Annotated in this window: 16 protein-coding genes; 12 read left to right on the top strand and 4 right to left on the bottom strand. The window is 63.2% G+C overall.

The annotated features are described in order from the left end of the window. Window positions 1–249: 249 nt before the first annotated feature. Together Q8O29_RS18505 and Q8O29_RS18510 are read left to right on the top strand one after the other, a co-directional pair. On the top strand, window positions 250–465 hold the full coding sequence (locus Q8O29_RS18505; RefSeq protein ID WP_305565498.1) for a hypothetical protein: 216 nt from the start codon (window positions 250–252) through the stop codon (window positions 463–465). Further along, a complete protein-coding gene (locus Q8O29_RS18510) occupies window positions 462–740 on the top strand; it encodes an endonuclease/exonuclease/phosphatase family protein (protein WP_305565500.1) in 279 nt (92 codons plus the stop codon). The genes Q8O29_RS18505 and Q8O29_RS18510 overlap by 4 nt, the downstream gene beginning before the upstream one ends. A gap of 42 nt (window positions 741–782) precedes the next feature. Here Q8O29_RS18510 and Q8O29_RS18515 read toward each other — a convergent pair whose 3' ends face one another. Then, window positions 783–1,844 (bottom strand): quinone-dependent dihydroorotate dehydrogenase, encoded by a 1,062-nt coding sequence (locus tag Q8O29_RS18515; protein ID WP_305565502.1) that lies wholly within the window; start codon window positions 1,842–1,844, stop codon window positions 783–785. 82 nt (window positions 1,845–1,926) lie between these two features. Here Q8O29_RS18515 and rpiA point away from each other — a divergent pair, with 82 nt between their 5' ends. The 6 genes from rpiA to otnI all read left to right on the top strand — a co-directional run bounded on the left by rpiA (window position 1,927) and on the right by otnI (window position 7,400). Continuing rightward, on the top strand, window positions 1,927–2,598 hold the full coding sequence (gene rpiA / locus Q8O29_RS18520; RefSeq protein WP_305565504.1) for a ribose-5-phosphate isomerase RpiA: 672 nt from the start codon (window positions 1,927–1,929) through the stop codon (window positions 2,596–2,598). Between the two features lie 169 nt (window positions 2,599–2,767). Beyond that, window positions 2,768–3,541: a FadR/GntR family transcriptional regulator gene (locus tag Q8O29_RS18525; protein ID WP_305565524.1), complete on the top strand. Its 774-nt coding sequence runs from the start codon at window positions 2,768–2,770 to the stop codon at window positions 3,539–3,541. A 90-nt stretch (window positions 3,542–3,631) separates the two neighbouring features. Further along, window positions 3,632–4,522: an L-threonate dehydrogenase gene (gene ltnD, locus Q8O29_RS18530; protein WP_305565506.1), complete on the top strand. Its 891-nt coding sequence runs from the start codon at window positions 3,632–3,634 to the stop codon at window positions 4,520–4,522. Further along, a complete protein-coding gene (gene otnK, locus Q8O29_RS18535) occupies window positions 4,519–5,790 on the top strand; it encodes a 3-oxo-tetronate kinase (protein WP_305565507.1) in 1,272 nt (423 codons plus the stop codon). The genes ltnD and otnK overlap by 4 nt, the downstream gene beginning before the upstream one ends. Before the next feature lie 5 nt (window positions 5,791–5,795). Then, the gene (locus Q8O29_RS18540) at window positions 5,796–6,470 is read left to right on the top strand and encodes an aldolase (protein ID WP_305565526.1); all 675 of its coding nucleotides are present in this window, start codon (window positions 5,796–5,798) and stop codon (window positions 6,468–6,470) included. A gap of 96 nt (window positions 6,471–6,566) precedes the next feature. After that, complete coding sequence (otnI, locus tag Q8O29_RS18545) at window positions 6,567–7,400, top strand: 2-oxo-tetronate isomerase (RefSeq protein ID WP_305565509.1); 834 nt, start codon at window positions 6,567–6,569, stop codon at window positions 7,398–7,400. An 11-nt stretch (window positions 7,401–7,411) separates the two neighbouring features. Here the strand turns inward: otnI and Q8O29_RS18550 are convergent, their stop codons facing one another. The 3 genes from Q8O29_RS18550 to Q8O29_RS18560 all read right to left on the bottom strand — a co-directional run bounded on the left by Q8O29_RS18550 (window position 7,412) and on the right by Q8O29_RS18560 (window position 10,738). Continuing rightward, on the bottom strand, window positions 7,412–8,071 hold the full coding sequence (locus Q8O29_RS18550; RefSeq protein ID WP_305565511.1) for a glutaredoxin family protein: 660 nt from the start codon (window positions 8,069–8,071) through the stop codon (window positions 7,412–7,414). A 20-nt stretch (window positions 8,072–8,091) separates the two neighbouring features. Further along, window positions 8,092–10,167 (bottom strand): M3 family metallopeptidase, encoded by a 2,076-nt coding sequence (locus Q8O29_RS18555; protein WP_305565513.1) that lies wholly within the window; start codon window positions 10,165–10,167, stop codon window positions 8,092–8,094. A 94-nt stretch (window positions 10,168–10,261) separates the two neighbouring features. Beyond that, a complete protein-coding gene (locus Q8O29_RS18560) occupies window positions 10,262–10,738 on the bottom strand; it encodes a YhbY family RNA-binding protein (RefSeq protein WP_305565515.1) in 477 nt (158 codons plus the stop codon). A gap of 32 nt (window positions 10,739–10,770) precedes the next feature. Here Q8O29_RS18560 and Q8O29_RS18565 point away from each other — a divergent pair, with 32 nt between their 5' ends. The 4 genes from Q8O29_RS18565 to glmM all read left to right on the top strand — a co-directional run bounded on the left by Q8O29_RS18565 (window position 10,771) and on the right by glmM (window position 15,856). Then, window positions 10,771–11,466 carry an RlmE family RNA methyltransferase gene (locus Q8O29_RS18565; RefSeq protein ID WP_305565517.1) on the top strand — a complete coding sequence of 232 codons (696 nt, stop codon included), beginning with the start codon at window positions 10,771–10,773 and terminating at the stop codon, window positions 11,464–11,466. A gap of 123 nt (window positions 11,467–11,589) precedes the next feature. Next, window positions 11,590–13,509 carry an ATP-dependent zinc metalloprotease FtsH gene (gene ftsH / locus Q8O29_RS18570; RefSeq protein WP_305565518.1) on the top strand — a complete coding sequence of 640 codons (1,920 nt, stop codon included), beginning with the start codon at window positions 11,590–11,592 and terminating at the stop codon, window positions 13,507–13,509. Window positions 13,510–13,568: 59 nt separating this feature from the next. Next, a complete protein-coding gene (gene folP, locus Q8O29_RS18575) occupies window positions 13,569–14,462 on the top strand; it encodes a dihydropteroate synthase (protein ID WP_305565520.1) in 894 nt (297 codons plus the stop codon). Window positions 14,463–14,521: 59 nt separating this feature from the next. Beyond that, window positions 14,522–15,856 (top strand): phosphoglucosamine mutase, encoded by a 1,335-nt coding sequence (gene glmM, locus Q8O29_RS18580; RefSeq protein ID WP_305565522.1) that lies wholly within the window; start codon window positions 14,522–14,524, stop codon window positions 15,854–15,856. Window positions 15,857–16,183 lie beyond the last annotated feature (327 nt).

Consider the following 16,183-nt stretch of genomic DNA (forward strand, 5'->3'; position numbering starts at 1 on the left):
CCCGCGTGGCGGTCAGCATGCCCGAGTCCCTCGGACAAATGAGAGATGTAACGATTGAACTCCTTGGCTGCGTCCATAAAGCCTCCGGTCAGAATTGATGCTATTGAAATAATAGCATATTTTATGACACAGTAAGACTAGAGCAGTGGTCACCGACAGACGTAGATGTGTCGTGCTGGCTTGCGGCCTTGTCCGACAGTCCCGCGCACCAAGGGCTGCTAAGTTCAAAGCATGTCCCAAGGAGCCACCATGCCCGACACCACCCCTTCCCCGATCCGCGATGCAAGCGGCGAGGCCACTGAGCCGCCGGTCACCCGTACCGACACAGACAACACCGACAACAGCGCCAGCACCCTGATCGAAGCGCCGGTCAAACCCGGCCGCAAAAATCCGCTGGACCAGCATGAGTTCGCCGACGGCGGCGGCGGTGGCGGGGCTGAGGCCTTCCGCCGCAAGAAAAAATGAAACTGGCGACCTACAACGTCAACGGTATCAAGACGCGCTTGCCGCAGTTGCTGGAGTGGCTGGACAAGGACGCGCCCGATGTGGTCTGCCTGCAGGAGCTGAAAGCGCTGGACGGTGTGTTTCCGCAGGCGGCGCTGCAGGAGGCAGGCGTGGACAGTTGGGTGCGCGGTCAGGAGCACGCGAGCGACCATGCGCCGGTGTGGGTGGAACTTGGCCATGCCAAGGCTGCGGCAAAACTGCGGGGGAAGGCTGTCGCCAAAAAGGCCAAACCCTGAATGCTATCGATTCAGTAGCTGTATGCCCATGTATGACATGGGCTAGCGGCTCTTTTTGATCGCAAGTGCAGCCTGCTGCACCAGCTCCGGCCCCTGGTAGATCAGGCCGGTGTAGATTTGCACCACGTCAGCGCCGGCCTGGATCTTGGACACCGCATCGGCGCCGCTCATGATGCCGCCGACCCCGATGATGGGAAAAGTTTTGCCGAGCGCCGCGCGCAACTGGGCTATCACACGGTTGCTGGCCGCCAGCACCGGCGCGCCGCTCAGGCCGCCGGCTTCTTCGGCATGCGGCATGCCTTTCACGGCGTCGCGGCTCAGCGTGGTGTTGGTGGCGACCACGCCGTCCATCGCATGGCGTTTGAGCGTGGCTGCAATCACGTCCACCTGAGCGTCGTCAAGATCGGGCGCGATTTTCACGAATATCGGCACACGTTTGCCGTGCTGCCTTGACAGTGTCTCGCGGCGCTCGGCAATGCGGCTCAGCAGCGCGTCGAGCGCCTCGTCGCTTTGCAGCGCGCGCAGGTTCTTGGTGTTGGGGCTGGAGATGTTGACGGTCACATAGTCGGCATGCGGGTAGACGCCGTCCAGGCAGATCAGGTAGTCGTCCACGGCGTTTTCAATCGGCGTGGCGGCGTTTTTGCCGATGTTCAGGCCCAGCAGCAGCGGGCTGGCACCCTTGCGTTGTCGAAAGGTGGATTGCTGCACGTTGGCAATGAAGGCGTCCAGTCCGTCGTTGTTGAAACCCAGGCGGTTGATCAGCGCATTGGCCTGCGTCAGCCGGAACATGCGTGGCTTGGGGTTGCCCGGCTGGGCTTTCGGCGTGACGGTGCCGACCTCGACAAAGCCGAAGCCCAGGCCGGCCAGGCCGTCGATGCAGCGCGCGTTTTTGTCCAACCCGGCGGCCAGGCCGACGCGGTTCGGAAATTTCAGGCCGGCCAGCTCGACCGGGTCGCTGACGCGGTTGGCGCAGTAGGCCAGCGCCAACGGTGTGTGCTGGGTGCGCGCCAGCGCGGCCATGGCCCACTCGTGGGCGGTTTCCGGGTCCAGGCCAAATAAAATCGGGCGGGCGAGGGCATAGGGGAGCTTCTGGAGCAGGGACATTGGATAATTTGTGTTGTTCTGTGCGACAGCCCCATTGTCGCAAACCCTCCACCCCAACCTTTCCACCACACTGCGGACCCCTATGACTCAGGACGAACTCAAAACACAGGTGGGCCAGGCGGCCCTGCATTACGTCGAGCCCGGCAGCATTGTCGGTGTCGGCACCGGCTCCACCGTCAACAAGTTCATTGATGCGCTGGCTGGCATCAAGGACACGATCAGAGGTGCGGTGTCGAGTTCGGTGGCCTCGACCGAACGCCTGAAGGCGCGGGGCATCCCGGTCTTTGAGGCCTCGGAAGTCGATGAACTGGCGGTCTACATCGACGGCGCTGACGAGATCGACCACGCTGGCCACATGATCAAGGGCGGCGGCGCGGCGCTCACGCGCGAAAAAATCGTGGCCGCGCAGTCGCGCAAGTTTGTGTGTATCGCCGACGAATCCAAGCTGGTTCAGGTGCTGGGGCAGTTTCCGGTGCCGGTGGAAATCATCCCGATGGCGGCGCAGCGCATCGCCCGCGAGTTCGCGGCCATGGGCGGCAGCGCCAAAGTGCGCATGAAAGACGGTCAGCCGCTGGTGACCGACAACGGCCAGCACATCCTGGATGTGACAGGGCTCAAGATAAGCGACCCGCTGGCGTTCGAGACCCGCGTCAATCAGTGGCCTGGCGTGGTGACGGTGGGTGTGTTTGCCCTGCAAAAAGCCGGTGTCTGCCTGCTGGGCACCGAAGCTGGCGTCAAGACCCTGGTGTTTTAAGTTTTGCTTGGGTCTGGATGTTGTAGAGTCATATGACAAATTCCAACTTTCTACTGAGCGTTTCACAAATCATGACAGCCAGCACGCTCATTTCCTCACCCCGACCCTCTCCCGAAGGGCGAGGGTGAGTGCAGTCCAATTCACTGTCGTGTAGTTGGAAAAATTAATGTTGACCCAGCGTTTCCAGTCCATCACTCCCGGCGTCCACCTGTCCGAACAGGTGGCCGAGGCCTTGTCGGCTGAAATCCGCGCGGGCCGGCCGGCCGCCGGAGAAAAGCTGCCGACCGAGGCGGCGCTGGTTGAGCAGTTTGCCGTCAGCCGGACCGTGGTGCGTGAGGCCGTGTCGCGGCTCAAGTCGCTGGGTGTGGTTGAGTCACGCCAGGGCAGCGGCGTGTTTGTGCGGCAGGCGGCATTTGCGCCGCTGAACTTCGACACGCGTTCGGCCGCGTCCATGCAGGCCGTGGTCCAGATGGTCGAGGTGCGGCGTGCGCTGGAGGCTGAGGTCGCCGCGCTCGCGGCGCAGCGCCGCAGCGCGGACCAGCTCAAGGACATTCGCCTGGCGATGGCCGCACTCGATGACGCCGTGCGGGCTGGCGGCGCCGGCGCCGAGGAAGATGTGAATTTCCACCGCGCGATTGCCGGCGCGGCGCAAAACCCCTTTCTGATCAGTACGCTGGACTACCTGCGGCAGTTCCTGCGCGGCGTCACCCGCGTCACGCGCGCCAACGAGGCGCGCCGTGCCGACTTTGTGCGCCAGGTGCGCGACGAACATGAGGCGATCACCCGCGCCATCGAAAGCGGCGATGCACTGAAGGCGCGCCAAGCCGCCACGCGGCATATGGACAACGCGATTGAACGCATCCGGCAGGCCGACCCGGCGTTCTGGGAGCAGGAAGGCGTGCAACTCGCCAGTGCGCTGGTGTCGGGCGCAGCGCGTCCCTGAATTCAGGCCAGTCCCGGCGACTTTTCCTGCTTGAGCGCTTCCTCTCTTGCTTATAATTTGTATGATGACCATATAAATAATGGAGACGCGATGAGTCTTGTTGCAGGTGTGATCGGCCTCGGTGCCATGGGCAGCGGCATGGCCGCTTCGCTGCGACGTGCGGGCCACCCGGTGCAGGTGTTTGACCTGCGTTCCGAGCTTGCCGCCAGCTTTGCAGCCAGTGGCGGCACCGCTTGCGCCTCGCTCGCCGAGTTGGGCGCAGCCTGCGACGTGGTCGTTTCGGTGGTGGTCAACGCGGCCCAGACCGAGGCTGTGTTGTTCGGCCCCGGCGGTTGCGCGGCGGCCATGAAGCCCGGCACTGTGTTTGTGATGTGCTCCACGGTCGATCCCAATGGGTCGATGGCCTTGGAAAAACGCCTCAACGACTTGGGCATTCTCTATATCGACGCGCCGATTTCCGGCGGTGCGGCCAAGGCCGCCAGCGGCGAGATGACCATGATGACCTCCGGCGCGCCAGCAGCGTATGCCAAGGCCGAAGCCGTGCTGTATGCGATGGCCACCAAGGTCTACAAACTCGGTGATACGGCCGGTGCCGGCAGCAAGGTCAAGATCATCAACCAGTTGCTGGCCGGTGTGCATATCGCCGCCGCTGCCGAAGCGATGGCGCTGGGCCTGCGCGAAGGCGTGGACCCGGTTGCTTTGTATGAGGTGATCACGCACAGCGCCGGCAATAGCTGGATGTTTGAAAACCGCATGGCCCATGTGCTGGCGGCCGACTACACGCCGCTGTCGGCGGTGGACATCTTTGTGAAGGACCTCGGCATCGTGCTCGACATGGCACGCGCCAGCAAGTTTCCGCTGCCCCTGTCCTCGACTGCGCACCAGATGTTCATGCAGGCCTCGACGGCAGGTTTTGCGAAAGAGGACGACAGCGCGGTGATCAAGATTTTTCCGGGCATTGAGTTGCCGAAAAAGCCATGAAGCCCATTGTTCTGGGCTGTATTGCCGATGATTTCACCGGGGCAACGGACCTGGCCAACAACCTGGTGCGTGCGGGTATGCGCGTGGTGCAGACCATTGGTGTGCCCGACGGGCCGTTAGGCGCTGACATCGATGCCGTGGTGGTGGCGCTCAAGTCGCGCACCGTGCCGCCAGCGCAGGCGGTGGCCGAATCGTTGGCCGCATTGGCCTGGCTGCAGGCGCAGGGCGCGCAGCAGATTTATTTCAAATACTGCTCGACCTTCGACAGCACGGCCTGCGGCAACATTGGCCCAGTGACCGAAGCACTGATGGATGCGCTGCAGACCAGCTTCACGATTGCCACGCCGGCTTTTCCCGACAACCAGCGCACCGTGTTCAAGGGTTATTTGTTTGTCGGCGATGGGCTGCTCAATGAAAGCGGCATGCAGAACCATCCGCTGACACCGATGGCGGACGCAAATCTGGTGCGTGTGCTGCAGTCGCAGACCCAGCGGCGTGTCGGCCTGATCGACCACCGTGTGGTGGCGTGCGGCGAGGCTGCGGTGCGCGAGCGCATGGCGCAATTGCAGGCCGAGGGTGTGGGCGTGGCGATTGTGGACGTGGTGTCCAACGAGGACCTGCTGCGCCTGGGCCCGGCGCTCCAGGGTATGCCGTTGGTGACGGCTGGCTCGGGCGTGGCGATTGGCTTGCCGGCCAACTTCGGCATCACGCCTTCCGATCAGGCCAGCCGCCTGCCCGCCGCCAGTGGTCTGCGCGCCGTGGTGTCGGGCAGTTGCTCACTGGCGACCAATCGCCAGGTGCAGGATTTCATCAGCCGGGGTCATCCGGCGATGGCGATCAACCCCTTACGCATGGCCTCCGGCGACGATGTGGCTGCCGACGTGCTGGCCTGGGCCGGGCCGCTGCTGGCGCGCGGCCCGGTGCTTATTTATTCAACGGCCGACAGCGGTGCGGTCAAGGCCGTGCAGGCGCGTCTGGGTGTGGACGAGGCCGGGGCCTTGGTCGAGCGCACGCTGGCGGCGGTGGCACGTGGCCTGGTGCAGTTGGGCGTGCAGCAGCTGGTGGTGGCCGGTGGTGAAACCTCGGGCGCCTGTGTGCAGGCGCTGGGGATCACCCAGATGCAGATCGGGCCGCAAATCGATCCCGGTGTGCCCTGGTGTTATTCCAGCTCTGACTTGAGTGCCAATGGCGGATTGCACCTGACGCTCAAGTCCGGCAACTTCGGCAGCGACGACTTCTTCACCAAAGCCTTTACGATGCTGGCATGACAGTAATCACGGAAAACAAGGCGCGCGAAGAAATCTGCCGCATCGGCAAAAGCCTGTTCGACCGCGGCTATGTGCATGCGACCGCCGGCAACATCAGTGTGCGGCTGGATGCCTCCGAAGGCGGTGGCTACCTGATCACGCCGACCGACGCCTGCCTGGGTTTCCTCGACCCGGCGCGTCTGGCCCGGATGGACGCTGATGGCCAGCAGCTCAGCGGCGACAGCGCCAGCAAGACCATCACCTTGCACCGGGGCATTTACGCGGCGGCAGCGCCATTTGACCCGGCCACGCGCTGCGTGATCCACACCCACAGCACGCACTGTGTGGCGTTGAGCCTGCAAGCCACGTCTGAAGAACTTCTGCCACCAGTGACCCCATATTTTGTGATGAAGGTCGGCCATGTACCGCTGATCCCTTACCACCGTCCGGGCGATCCGGCCGCAGCCGCGCGGGTCGGCGAGACCATCACGCGTTACGGCCGGCAGGGCACGCCACTGCGCGCGGTGATGCTGGCGCGACTCGGCCCCAATGTCTGGCACGACAGCCCGGCCGCAGCCATGGCCGTGCTCGAAGAACTGGAGGAAACCGCACGGCTGGTCTGTCTCGCCTGCGCGGCGCCCCAGCCTCTGAACGCCGCGCAGATCGACGTGCTGCGCACCACCTTTGGTGCGCGCTGGTAAGTCACATGCGGGCCAAATCGGCCTCCAGCCCATGCCAATATTAGCTTTGTTGCTATCTATTTAGTAGCATTTTTCCAAGCCATCCAGAGTACACCCATGCCGAAATTCGCCGCCAACCTGTCCATGATGTACCCCGACCTGTCGTTTCTGGAACGCTTTGAAGCAGCGGCCCGCGACGGGTTCCAGGCCGTGGAGTTTCTGTTCCCCTATGCCTTCAGCAAGCAGGAGCTGACGGCGCGGCTCCAGGCCAACGGCCTGCAGCAGGTGCTGTTCAATGCGCCGCCGGGTGGCACCGATGCGGCGTCCATTGCCGAGGCCTGGGACAAAAACGGTGACCGCGGCACTGCCGCCGTGCCGGGCCGCGAGGTGGAGTTTCGCGCCGGGGTGATGCTCGCGCTGGACTATGCCGAAGCGCTGGACTGCCCGCGCATTCACCTGATGGCCGGATTGATCACCGCCGGGCAGGACCGCGAGGAGGTGCGCCCGACCTATGTGGACAACCTGCGCTGGGCTGCGGAACAGGCCGCGAGCCGGGGCCGTGATGTGCTGATCGAACCCATCAACACGCGCGACGTGCCGCGTTTCTTTTTGAACCGGCAGGACCATGCGCACGAGATTTTGGCCGAGGTCGGCGCCGCCAACCTCAAGGTGCAGATGGACCTCTACCACTGCCAGATTGTCGAGGGCGATGTGGCCATGAAGATCCGCAAATACCTGCCGACAGGCGCGGTCGGCCACTTCCAGATTGCCGGTGTGCCCGAGCGGCATGAGCCGGACATCGGGGAGGTCAACTACCCCTATTTGTTTGCGGTGATCGACGAAGTGGCGCAGGCCAGCGGCTGGGACGGCTGGATCGGTTGCGAGTACCGGCCCCGACGAGGCGCAGGAGCTGGTGGAACGTCGGCTGGCCTGGGCTGGCTACCGCGTTGAGTTGAGGTGCTTTAGAAGCGGATGCCGGCCGGGTTGTCGGGTGTTGGCGGCGGCGTGACAGGAGTCGCCGCAGGTGCGGGCGCTGCGGTACCGACGCGTGCGGCTGCGGGGGCTGGCGAAGCGCTGACCGTCACCAGCGGCGTGGCCGGCGCCTGGCGGTAACTGGCCGGCAAGACCGAGGCCTTCGGGTAACCGGCGGCGTCAAGGAATTGGGTCCACTCGGCGTCGGAAAACCCCTTGAGCTGCTGGCTGCCAATCGTCATGAAGGGCAGCACGCTCTCACCGCTCAAACGCTGCAGCGCTTGTGAGTCTTCGTTGGTGGTCACGGTTTTTTCGGTGAACGGAACACCGCGTGTTGTCAGCAGGGATCGGGCCGACCCGCAGGGGCCGCAGTTGTCGCCGGTGAATAAGGTGACCGGGTATTGACCAGTGACCTTGCGCAGTTCAAAAGGCAGTGAGCTGTTGGCAGCCCCTCTTGCGCTGTTGTCGCTTGCCGCCGCAGTGACCTTGGCGTTGGACGAGGCCGGTGGCGGCTGGTCGGAAAAAGTCACCTTGCCGTCCGGGCCGACGATGCGAAACACCTGCTGCGCCGTAGCAGCGCCAGCATTCAGGCCGACAATCAGTGCCAGCAGCGCGTGAACGGCGGTCAATTTCATAGCGGTCGATGTCATGGGGTGCTCCAAAGTCAGTGTCAAGTCATGCCTTGGTGACGCAGCAGCGCGTCAATCGACGGTTCGCGGCCCCGGAAGGCCTTGAACGATTCCATGGCCGGCCGGCTGCCGCCAGCCTCAAGGATGGCTCGCCGATATTTTCTGCCAGTTTCTACCGTAACGGTGCCGGACACCGCTTCGGCATCGGTATTTACACCTGTCGATGTGGCGCTTTGTGCACTTTCCTCGAAGGCTGCATAGGCGTCTGCCGAGAGGACTTCCGCCCATTTGTAGCTGTAGTAGCCTGCGGCATAACCGCCAGAAAAAATGTGACTGAATGTATGCGCAGTGCGGCTGTAAGGCGGCGGCGTGATCACCGCAAACTCGTCGCGCACGCCGGCCAGCAAGGCCATCACATCATCGCCCGGTTGCCACTGCGTGTGCAGCAGCATGTCGAACAGCGAAAACTCGATCTGGCGCAGGGTCTGCATGCCGCTCTGGAAGTTTTTTGCCGCCAGCATCTTGTCGAACAGCGCACGCGGCAGCGGCGCGCCGGTGTCTACATGGGCCGTCATGTGTTTGAGCACATCCCACTCCCAGCAAAAGTTTTCCATGAACTGGCTGGGCAGCTCGACCGCATCCCACTCGACGCCACTGATGCCCGAGACATCGCGTTCGTCGACCTGCGTCAGCATGTGGTGCAGGCCGTGGCCGAACTCGTGGAACAGCGTGGTCACGTCGTCATGTGTCAGCAGGGCCGGCTTGCCGCCCACGCCTTCGGCGAAGTTGCAGACCAGGTGCGCCACCGGGGTTTGCAGCTTGCCGTTGTCAGGGCGCAGCCAGCGTGCACGCACGTCGTCCATCCAGGCGCCGCCGCGTTTGCCGGTGCGGGCCGGTTGGTCCAGGTAAAACTGGCCGACCAATTTCCCGTCGCGTTCGATCCGGTAAAACTCGACACCGGGTTTCCAGACTGGGGCACGGTCAGCGCGTATCGCCACTTCAAACAAGGTTTCGACAATCTTGAACAGGCCAGCCAGCACTTTGGGCGCGGTGAAGTACTGCTTGACCTCCTGCTCGCTGAAGGCATAACGCGCTTCCTTGAGTTTTTCACCGATGTACGCGAAGTCCCAGGGTTTCGGGTCAGCCAGTCCCAGCTTCTCCGCTGCAAAGCTGCGCAGGTCGGCCACGTCCTTGAGGCCGTAGGGCTTGGCCCGCTGGCCGAGGTCGCGCAGGAAGGTGATGACTTGACCGGGCGAGTCGGCCATCTTGGCGACGACCGAGACCTCGCCGAAATTGCGGTAGCCCAGCAACTGCGCTTCTTCCAGCCGCAAGGCCAGGATTTCCTGCATCACCGCACTGTTGTCGAAGCGGGCAAATTCTTCCGGCGACTGGTCGCTGGCGCGGGTGCTGTAGGCCTTGTAAAGGGTTTCGCGCAGGGCGCTGCTGTCGGCAAACTGCATGACCGGCAGGTAGCTCGGCATCTTCAGCGTGAGCTTGTAGCCGTCCTTGCCCTCGGCTTCGGCCTGCGCGCGTGCCGACTCGCGCACGTCCTCGGGCACGCCGGCCAGCTCGTCTTCTCTGGCGTAGTAGGCAAAAGCATCGGTGGCATCGAGCGCATTTTCGCTGAACTTCTGGCTGAGTTCGGCCTGGCGCTCCTGAATGGCGGCAAAACGCGCCTTGGCCGCGCCCTGCAGTTCGGCGCCCGACAACACAAAGTTGCGCACCGCATTTTTGTGTGCCTGGCGCTGCTCGGTATTCAGGCTGGCGACGTTTATCGCCTTGTACTTGGCGTACAGGCGCTCGTCGGCGCCCAGGCGGGTCCAGAACTCGGTCACCTTGGGCAGGGCGTCGTTGTAGGCGGCGCGCAGTTCGGGTGTGTCGGCCACGCCGTTGAGGTGGCTCACCGCGCCCCAGGCGCGGCTCAGGTTTTCGGTGGCGATGTCCAGCACGCCGGCAATGTCAGTCCAGCTTGCCGGGAAGTCGGGCGCCGTGACGCGCTCCAGTGCGGTTTCAGCCTGCGCCAGCAGCACATCGACGGCCGGGCCCACATGGTCGGGCTGGATATGGTCAAACAAGGGAAGGTCGGAGAAGTCGAGCAGCGGGTTGGGTGTGGTCATGGCAATCAGCTATGGGCGTTGGCGCCCGATCTAAAGGGACAAACTGGGACAAACACGCAAAATCATTGCGCCGGGTACCGGCCGTCGCAGAGCCTCAGTCCTGCGAGCGTTTTTTCAGGCTTTGCAGCCGGGGTTTTTTCGCGCGTTTGACGCTGCCGCCTGGCGTCAGGCGCTGGTTGCCCAGCACGCGCAGGGTCTTGACTTCGGGGCGCTGACCGTAGCGGCTGCTGTTTTTCAGCACTTTGACATCACGCGGACCCGGCATGCGGTCTTCGTTGACCTTTTTTTCCTTGGGTGGCAGGGGCCGCCAGAGCACCAGCAGCTTGCCGATGTGCTGGATGGGCGCGGCGTTCAGCTCGTCGCTGACGCTCTGGAAAATCGCTTCGCGGCCGGCGCGGTCGTCGGATTGCACACGCACCTTGATCAGGCCGTGCGCCTTGAGCGCGGCGTCGATTTCCTTCTTGACGGCGTCGGTCAGTCCGTCGGCGCCGACCCTCACGACGGCGTCCAGATGGTGCGCTTCAGCCCGGTGGTCTTTGCGCTGGGCGGGGGTAAGTAGTATTTGAGCCATGCCCCGATTATCGGTGAGAGGACAATAGGCGCATGAAAGTAAAAACCCAAAGCAAAAAGGTCAATAAAGCGTGGCTCAACGACCACGTCAACGATACCTATGTCAAGCTGGCCAAAAAAGAGGGTTACCGGGCGAGGGCGGCCTACAAGCTCAAGGAAATCGACGACACGCTGGGGCTGATCAAACCCGGCCATTGCGTGGTGGACCTGGGCAGCGTGCCCGGTGCCTGGAGTCAGTATGCTCGGCGCAAGCTCTCGCCGACGGGTGCAGCCGTTGGCGCCCTGAACGGGCGCATCGTCGCGCTGGACATCCTGCCGATGGATCCGGTCGAGGGCGTGGTGTTCATCCAGGGCGACTTCCGCGAGCCCGAGGTGCTGCAGCAGCTCGAGCAGACCCTGAGCTCCGACAGCGGCTTCACCAAGGTGGACGTGGTGATTTCCGACATGGCGCCCAACCTGTCGGGGATTGAGACCGCCGATGCGGCCCGCATTGCGCACCTGGTCGAGCTGGCGGTGGAGTTTTCTGTGAGCCACCTCAAACCCGATGGCGCGCTGGTCGTCAAACTGTTCCATGGCGGCGCCTACAGTCCGCTGGTCAAGCTGTTCAAGGAAACCTTCAAGGTGGTCAAACCGGTCAAGCCCAAGGCCTCGCGTTCCAATTCGTCGGAAACCTTTCTGGTCGGCCTGGGTCTGAAAAATACTCGCCAGGGGGCCGATGCGCCGGGGTAAACCCCAAAAATTGCCGCAAACCCCTTCAAACCTAGGGATGTCCTGCGAGGGACATTCGGTTTTTGCCCTTGAAACGCCTAAAATCAGGCGCATGTGACTTGTGTTCCTCTATCGGAGACATCCTTGAACAATCAGTGGTTTTCTAAAATTGCAGTCTGGCTGGTGATCGCCATGGTGCTGTTCACCGTTTTCAAGCAATTTGATACACGCGGTGGCGCCGGTACGAATTACCTCGGATATTCCGAGTTCCTTGACGAGGTCAAGGGCAAGCGCATCAAGTCCGCGACCATCGCGGAAGGCCAGGGCGGCACTGAAATTTCGGCTGTCACCACCGATGATCGCAGGATACGCACCACCGCCACCTACCTGGACCGCGGCCTGGTCGGTGACCTGATCGCCAATGATGTCAAGTTCGATGTCAAACCCCGTGAAGAAGGCTCGCTCCTGATGACCTTGCTGGTTAGCTGGGGCCCGATGTTGCTGCTGATTGGCGTCTGGATCTACTTCATGCGGCAAATGCAGGGCGGCGGCAAGGGCGGTGCCTTCAGCTTCGGCAAGTCCAAGGCGCGCCTGATGGACGAATCCACCAACCCCGTGACTTTTGCCGATGTGGCCGGTTGCGACGAGGCCAAAGAAGAGGTCAAGGAAGTTGTCGATTTCCTGCGAGACCCGCAAAAATTCCAGAAACTTGGCGGACGTATTCCGCGCGGCCTGCTGCTGGTCGGCCCTCCGGGCACCGGCAAGACCCTGCTGGCCAAAAGCATTGCCGGTGAAGCCAAGGTGCCGTTTTTCTCGATCTCCGGCTCCGACTTCGTTGAAATGTTTGTCGGCGTGGGCGCATCCCGTGTGCGTGACATGTTCGACAACGCCAAGAAAAACGCACCCTGCATCATCTTCATCGACGAGATCGACGCCGTCGGCCGCCAGCGTGGCGCAGGCCTGGGCGGCGGCAACGACGAGCGCGAACAAACCCTGAACCAGATGCTGGTCGAGATGGACGGTTTTGAAACCAACGTCGGCGTGATCGTGGTGGCTGCCACCAACCGCCCCGACATCCTGGACGCCGCCTTGTTGCGCCCCGGCCGTTTTGACCGCCAGGTCTATGTCACCTTGCCCGACATCCGCGGCCGCGAGCAGATTCTCAATGTGCACATGCGCAAGGTCCCGCTCGGTCAGGACGTGAGTCCCAGCGTGATCGCCCGCGGCACGCCCGGCATGTCCGGCGCCGACCTGGCCAACCTGTGCAACGAAGCTGCGCTGATGGCCGCGCGCCGCAGTGCCCGCACCGTCGAGATGCAGGACTTCGAAAAAGCCAAGGACAAGATCCTGATGGGCCCCGAACGCAAGAGCATGGTCATGCCCGAGGAAGAGCGCCGCAACACGGCTTACCACGAGTCCGGCCACGCGCTGCTCGGCAAGATGCTGCCCAAGTGCGATCCGGTGCATAAGGTCACTATCATCCCGCGCGGTCGCGCGCTGGGTGTGACCATGAGCCTGCCGGCGCAAGACCGCTACAGCTACGACCGCGAGTACATGCTGAGCCAGATCAGCATGCTGTTTGGTGGCCGCATCGCCGAAGAAGTCTTCATGAACCAGATGACGACCGGTGCCAGCAACGACTTCGAACGCGCCACCGCACTGGCGCGCGACATGGTCACGCGTTACGGCATGACCGAGGCCCTGGGCCCCATGGTCTATGCCGAAAACGAAGGCGAAGTGTTCCTGGGTCGCTCGATCACCAAGACCAACAACATGAGTGAGGCCACCCTGCAGAAAGTGGACGGCGAAGTCCGCCGCATCATCGACCAGCAATACACCGTTGCGCGCACCCTGATCGAGGACAACCAGGAAAAGATCCACGCGATGGCCAAGGCCCTGCTCGAATGGGAAACCATCGACGGCGACCAGCTCGACGACATCATTGCCGGTAAAGAGCCGCGCCCGCCCAAGGACTGGACGCCGCGCAACCCCTCGGTCGGCGGTGGCGGTCCGAGCGGCGGTTCCCCGGCCGTGACCACCGACCCGGCGCCCACCGTCGCCTGATTGCGACTGACCAACAGAAAACCGGGGCATGCCCCGGTTTTTCTTTTCAGGAGTCCCGATTGATCTGGCAAACCTCCCGCTTCAACGTCGATCTGGCGCAGCCCTGCGTCATGGGCATCGTCAACGTGACCCCGGATTCGTTTTCGGACGGTGGCAATTACTTTTCCGCAGGCAGCGGCCAGCGGACCGCGCTGGACCATTGCGAGCAGTTGCTGCGTGACGGTGCCGACATGCTGGACATCGGCGGCGAATCGAGCCGGCCCGGCGCGCCGCCGGTGCCACTGGCCGAGGAATTGGCCCGTGTGTTGCCGGTGGTTCGCCATGCGGTGACCCTCGGTGTACCTGTCTCGGTGGACAGCTACAAGCCCGAAGTCATGGCCGCCGTGTTGGACCTGGGCGCCGATATCATCAACGACATCTGGGCCTTGCGGCAGCCTGGCGCCGCTGCCGCCGTGGCGGCGCACCCGAGTTGCGGTGTCTGCCTGATGCACATGCACCGCGAGCCGCAGACCATGCAGGCCGCGCCCATGGAGGGCGATGTCCTGCCGCAAGTCATTTCCTTCCTGGAACAAGCTGCCAAAGAACTGCTGGCACTGGGTGTGGACGCCCGCCGCATCGTGCTGGACCCCGGCATCGGCTTTGGTAAAACCGTGGCGCAAAACTTTTCGCTGCTGGCCCGTCAGCAGGAACTGCTGGCCGCCGGCTACCCGGTGCTGGCCGGCTGGTCGCGCAAGTCCTCGCTGGCGGCCGTCAGCAGCAACTCGCTGGCCAGCGTGGCCAAACTCGACATCGCCGACCGCATGGTGCCCAGCGTCACGGCCGCCGTGCTGGCGGTGGATCGCGGTGCGCGCATTGTGCGCGTGCATGATGTGCGCGAAACGGTGCAGGCCCTCAAGGTCTGGGCTGCTGCGATGGCGTGCCCTCCTACAGGCGACGCGGGGTCTGCCCCGTAAAATCCATGGCGGTGGCCATTCCAGCCATTACAACAAAGACAGACGAGGGAGCCACGGCAATGACAAGAAAATACTTCGGTACCGACGGCATTCGCGGCACGGTGGGGCAGGCGCCGATCACGCCCGACTTTGTGCTGCGCCTGGCCCATGCGGTTGGCCGTGTGCTCAAGCGGACGGAAGCGCGGCCCACGGTGTTGATCGGCAAGGACACGCGTATTTCTGGCTATATGTTAGAGAGCGCGCTGGAGTCGGGCTTCAACTCCGCCGGTGTGGATGTGGTGCTGCTCGGCCCCCTGCCTACGCCCGGCGTGGCCTACCTCACACGCACCCAGCGCGCCAGCCTGGGCGTGGTGATCAGCGCCAGCCACAACGCCTTTCCCGACAACGGTATCAAGTTCTTCAGCGCCCAGGGCGCCAAGCTCGACGACGCCTGGGAACTGGCAGTGGAAGCGGCGCTGGAGGAAGCGCCAGTGTGGGCCGACTCGCCCAACCTGGGCAAGACACGCCGCCTCGACGACGCCGCTGGCCGCTATATCGAATTCTGCAAAAGCACCTTTGCCAATGATTTGACGCTCAAGGGCATGAAAATTGTGGTCGATGCGGCGCACGGCGCGGCTTATCACATCGCGCCCGAGGTGTTCCATGAGCTGGGCGCCGATGTGACCTGCATCGGCTGCTCGCCCGACGGTATCAACATCAACGATGGCGTGGGAGCCACCCATCCCGAATCCCTGATCAAAGCCGTGAAAGCTTATGGCGCGGACTACGGCGTGGCGCTAGACGGCGACGCCGACCGCTTGCAACTGGTCGATGCCGAAGGCCGGCTGTTCAACGGCGACGAGGTACTGTACCTGATGGTGGCCGAACGCCTGGAGCGCGGCGAAAAAGTGCCCGGTGCCGTTGGCACCTTGATGACCAACATGGCAGTGGAAGTGGCGCTGCAGGCCAGAGGCGTAGAGTTTGTGCGCGCCAAGGTCGGCGACCGTTACGTGCTTGAGGAACTTGAGAAAAAAGGTTGGCTGTTGGGAGGTGAAGGCTCTGGCCACCTGCTGGCACTGGACAAACACAGCACCGGCGACGGCCTGATCAGCGCGTTGCAGGTGCTGCAGGCCTGCGTGCGCAGCGGCAAGACCCTGGCGCAACTGCTGGTCGACGTCACCTTGTTCCCGCAGACGCTGATCAACGTGCGGTTGCAGGCCGGGCAGGACTGGGCAGGCAGCGAGCTGCTGGCGTCGGAAACCAAAGCCGTGCAGGCGGAGCTTGGCAACAACGGCCGGGTGCTGATACGCGCGAGCGGCACCGAGCCCTTGCTGCGGGTGATGGTGGAGGCGCGGGATGCGGGGCAGGCGCTGGCCTGCGCTGAGAGGCTTGTGGCTGCGGTCAAGGCTGCCTGAAATTTGCTTCGGGATTTGTCATCCCGGACTTGATCCGGGATCCATGCTCACGAACTACTTCAACCTTCGTCTGTCTGTGGTTTGGCTGCAAGCCGGGGGTTGCCCGGCGGCAACTCACTTTCTTTTTGCGTCGCCAAAAAGAAAGTAAGCAAAGAAAAGTGCCTCGCCCGCCGGGGCGAGACCCTGCTAGGAGCCTGGGCGGCAGAAGGCGTCGAAGCGAAAAGTGGCCCCGGCGAGGACAGTTTTTGCCGGGTTTGCAGCCTCATAGCCGTAGCTATGGGGCAAAAAGCCGGTGAAAAATGGACCGTCGCGGCCGCTTTGCAGCCG

Source organism: Polaromonas sp., assembly GCF_030689685.1.
In the GTDB taxonomy this organism is placed as follows: domain Bacteria; phylum Pseudomonadota; class Gammaproteobacteria; order Burkholderiales; family Burkholderiaceae_C; genus Polaromonas.

Excerpts from the sequence above, each read along its gene's own strand:
- Q8O29_RS18505 (WP_305565498.1), top strand. The coding sequence starts at position 250 with ATGCCCGACACCACCCCTTCCCCGATCCGCGATGCAAGCGGCGAGGCC.
- Q8O29_RS18510 (WP_305565500.1), top strand. The coding sequence starts at position 462 with ATGAAACTGGCGACCTACAACGTCAACGGTATCAAGACGCGCTTGCCG.
- Q8O29_RS18515 (WP_305565502.1), bottom strand. The coding sequence starts at position 1,844 with ATGTCCCTGCTCCAGAAGCTCCCCTATGCCCTCGCCCGCCCGATTTTA.
- rpiA (WP_305565504.1), top strand. The coding sequence starts at position 1,927 with ATGACTCAGGACGAACTCAAAACACAGGTGGGCCAGGCGGCCCTGCAT.
- ltnD (WP_305565506.1), top strand. The coding sequence starts at position 3,632 with ATGAGTCTTGTTGCAGGTGTGATCGGCCTCGGTGCCATGGGCAGCGGC.
- otnK (WP_305565507.1), top strand. The coding sequence starts at position 4,519 with ATGAAGCCCATTGTTCTGGGCTGTATTGCCGATGATTTCACCGGGGCA.
- otnI (WP_305565509.1), top strand. The coding sequence starts at position 6,567 with ATGCCGAAATTCGCCGCCAACCTGTCCATGATGTACCCCGACCTGTCG.
- Q8O29_RS18550 (WP_305565511.1), bottom strand. The coding sequence starts at position 8,071 with ATGACATCGACCGCTATGAAATTGACCGCCGTTCACGCGCTGCTGGCA.
- Q8O29_RS18555 (WP_305565513.1), bottom strand. The coding sequence starts at position 10,167 with ATGACCACACCCAACCCGCTGCTCGACTTCTCCGACCTTCCCTTGTTT.
- Q8O29_RS18560 (WP_305565515.1), bottom strand. The coding sequence starts at position 10,738 with ATGGCTCAAATACTACTTACCCCCGCCCAGCGCAAAGACCACCGGGCT.
- Q8O29_RS18565 (WP_305565517.1), top strand. The coding sequence starts at position 10,771 with ATGAAAGTAAAAACCCAAAGCAAAAAGGTCAATAAAGCGTGGCTCAAC.
- glmM (WP_305565522.1), top strand. The coding sequence starts at position 14,522 with ATGACAAGAAAATACTTCGGTACCGACGGCATTCGCGGCACGGTGGGG.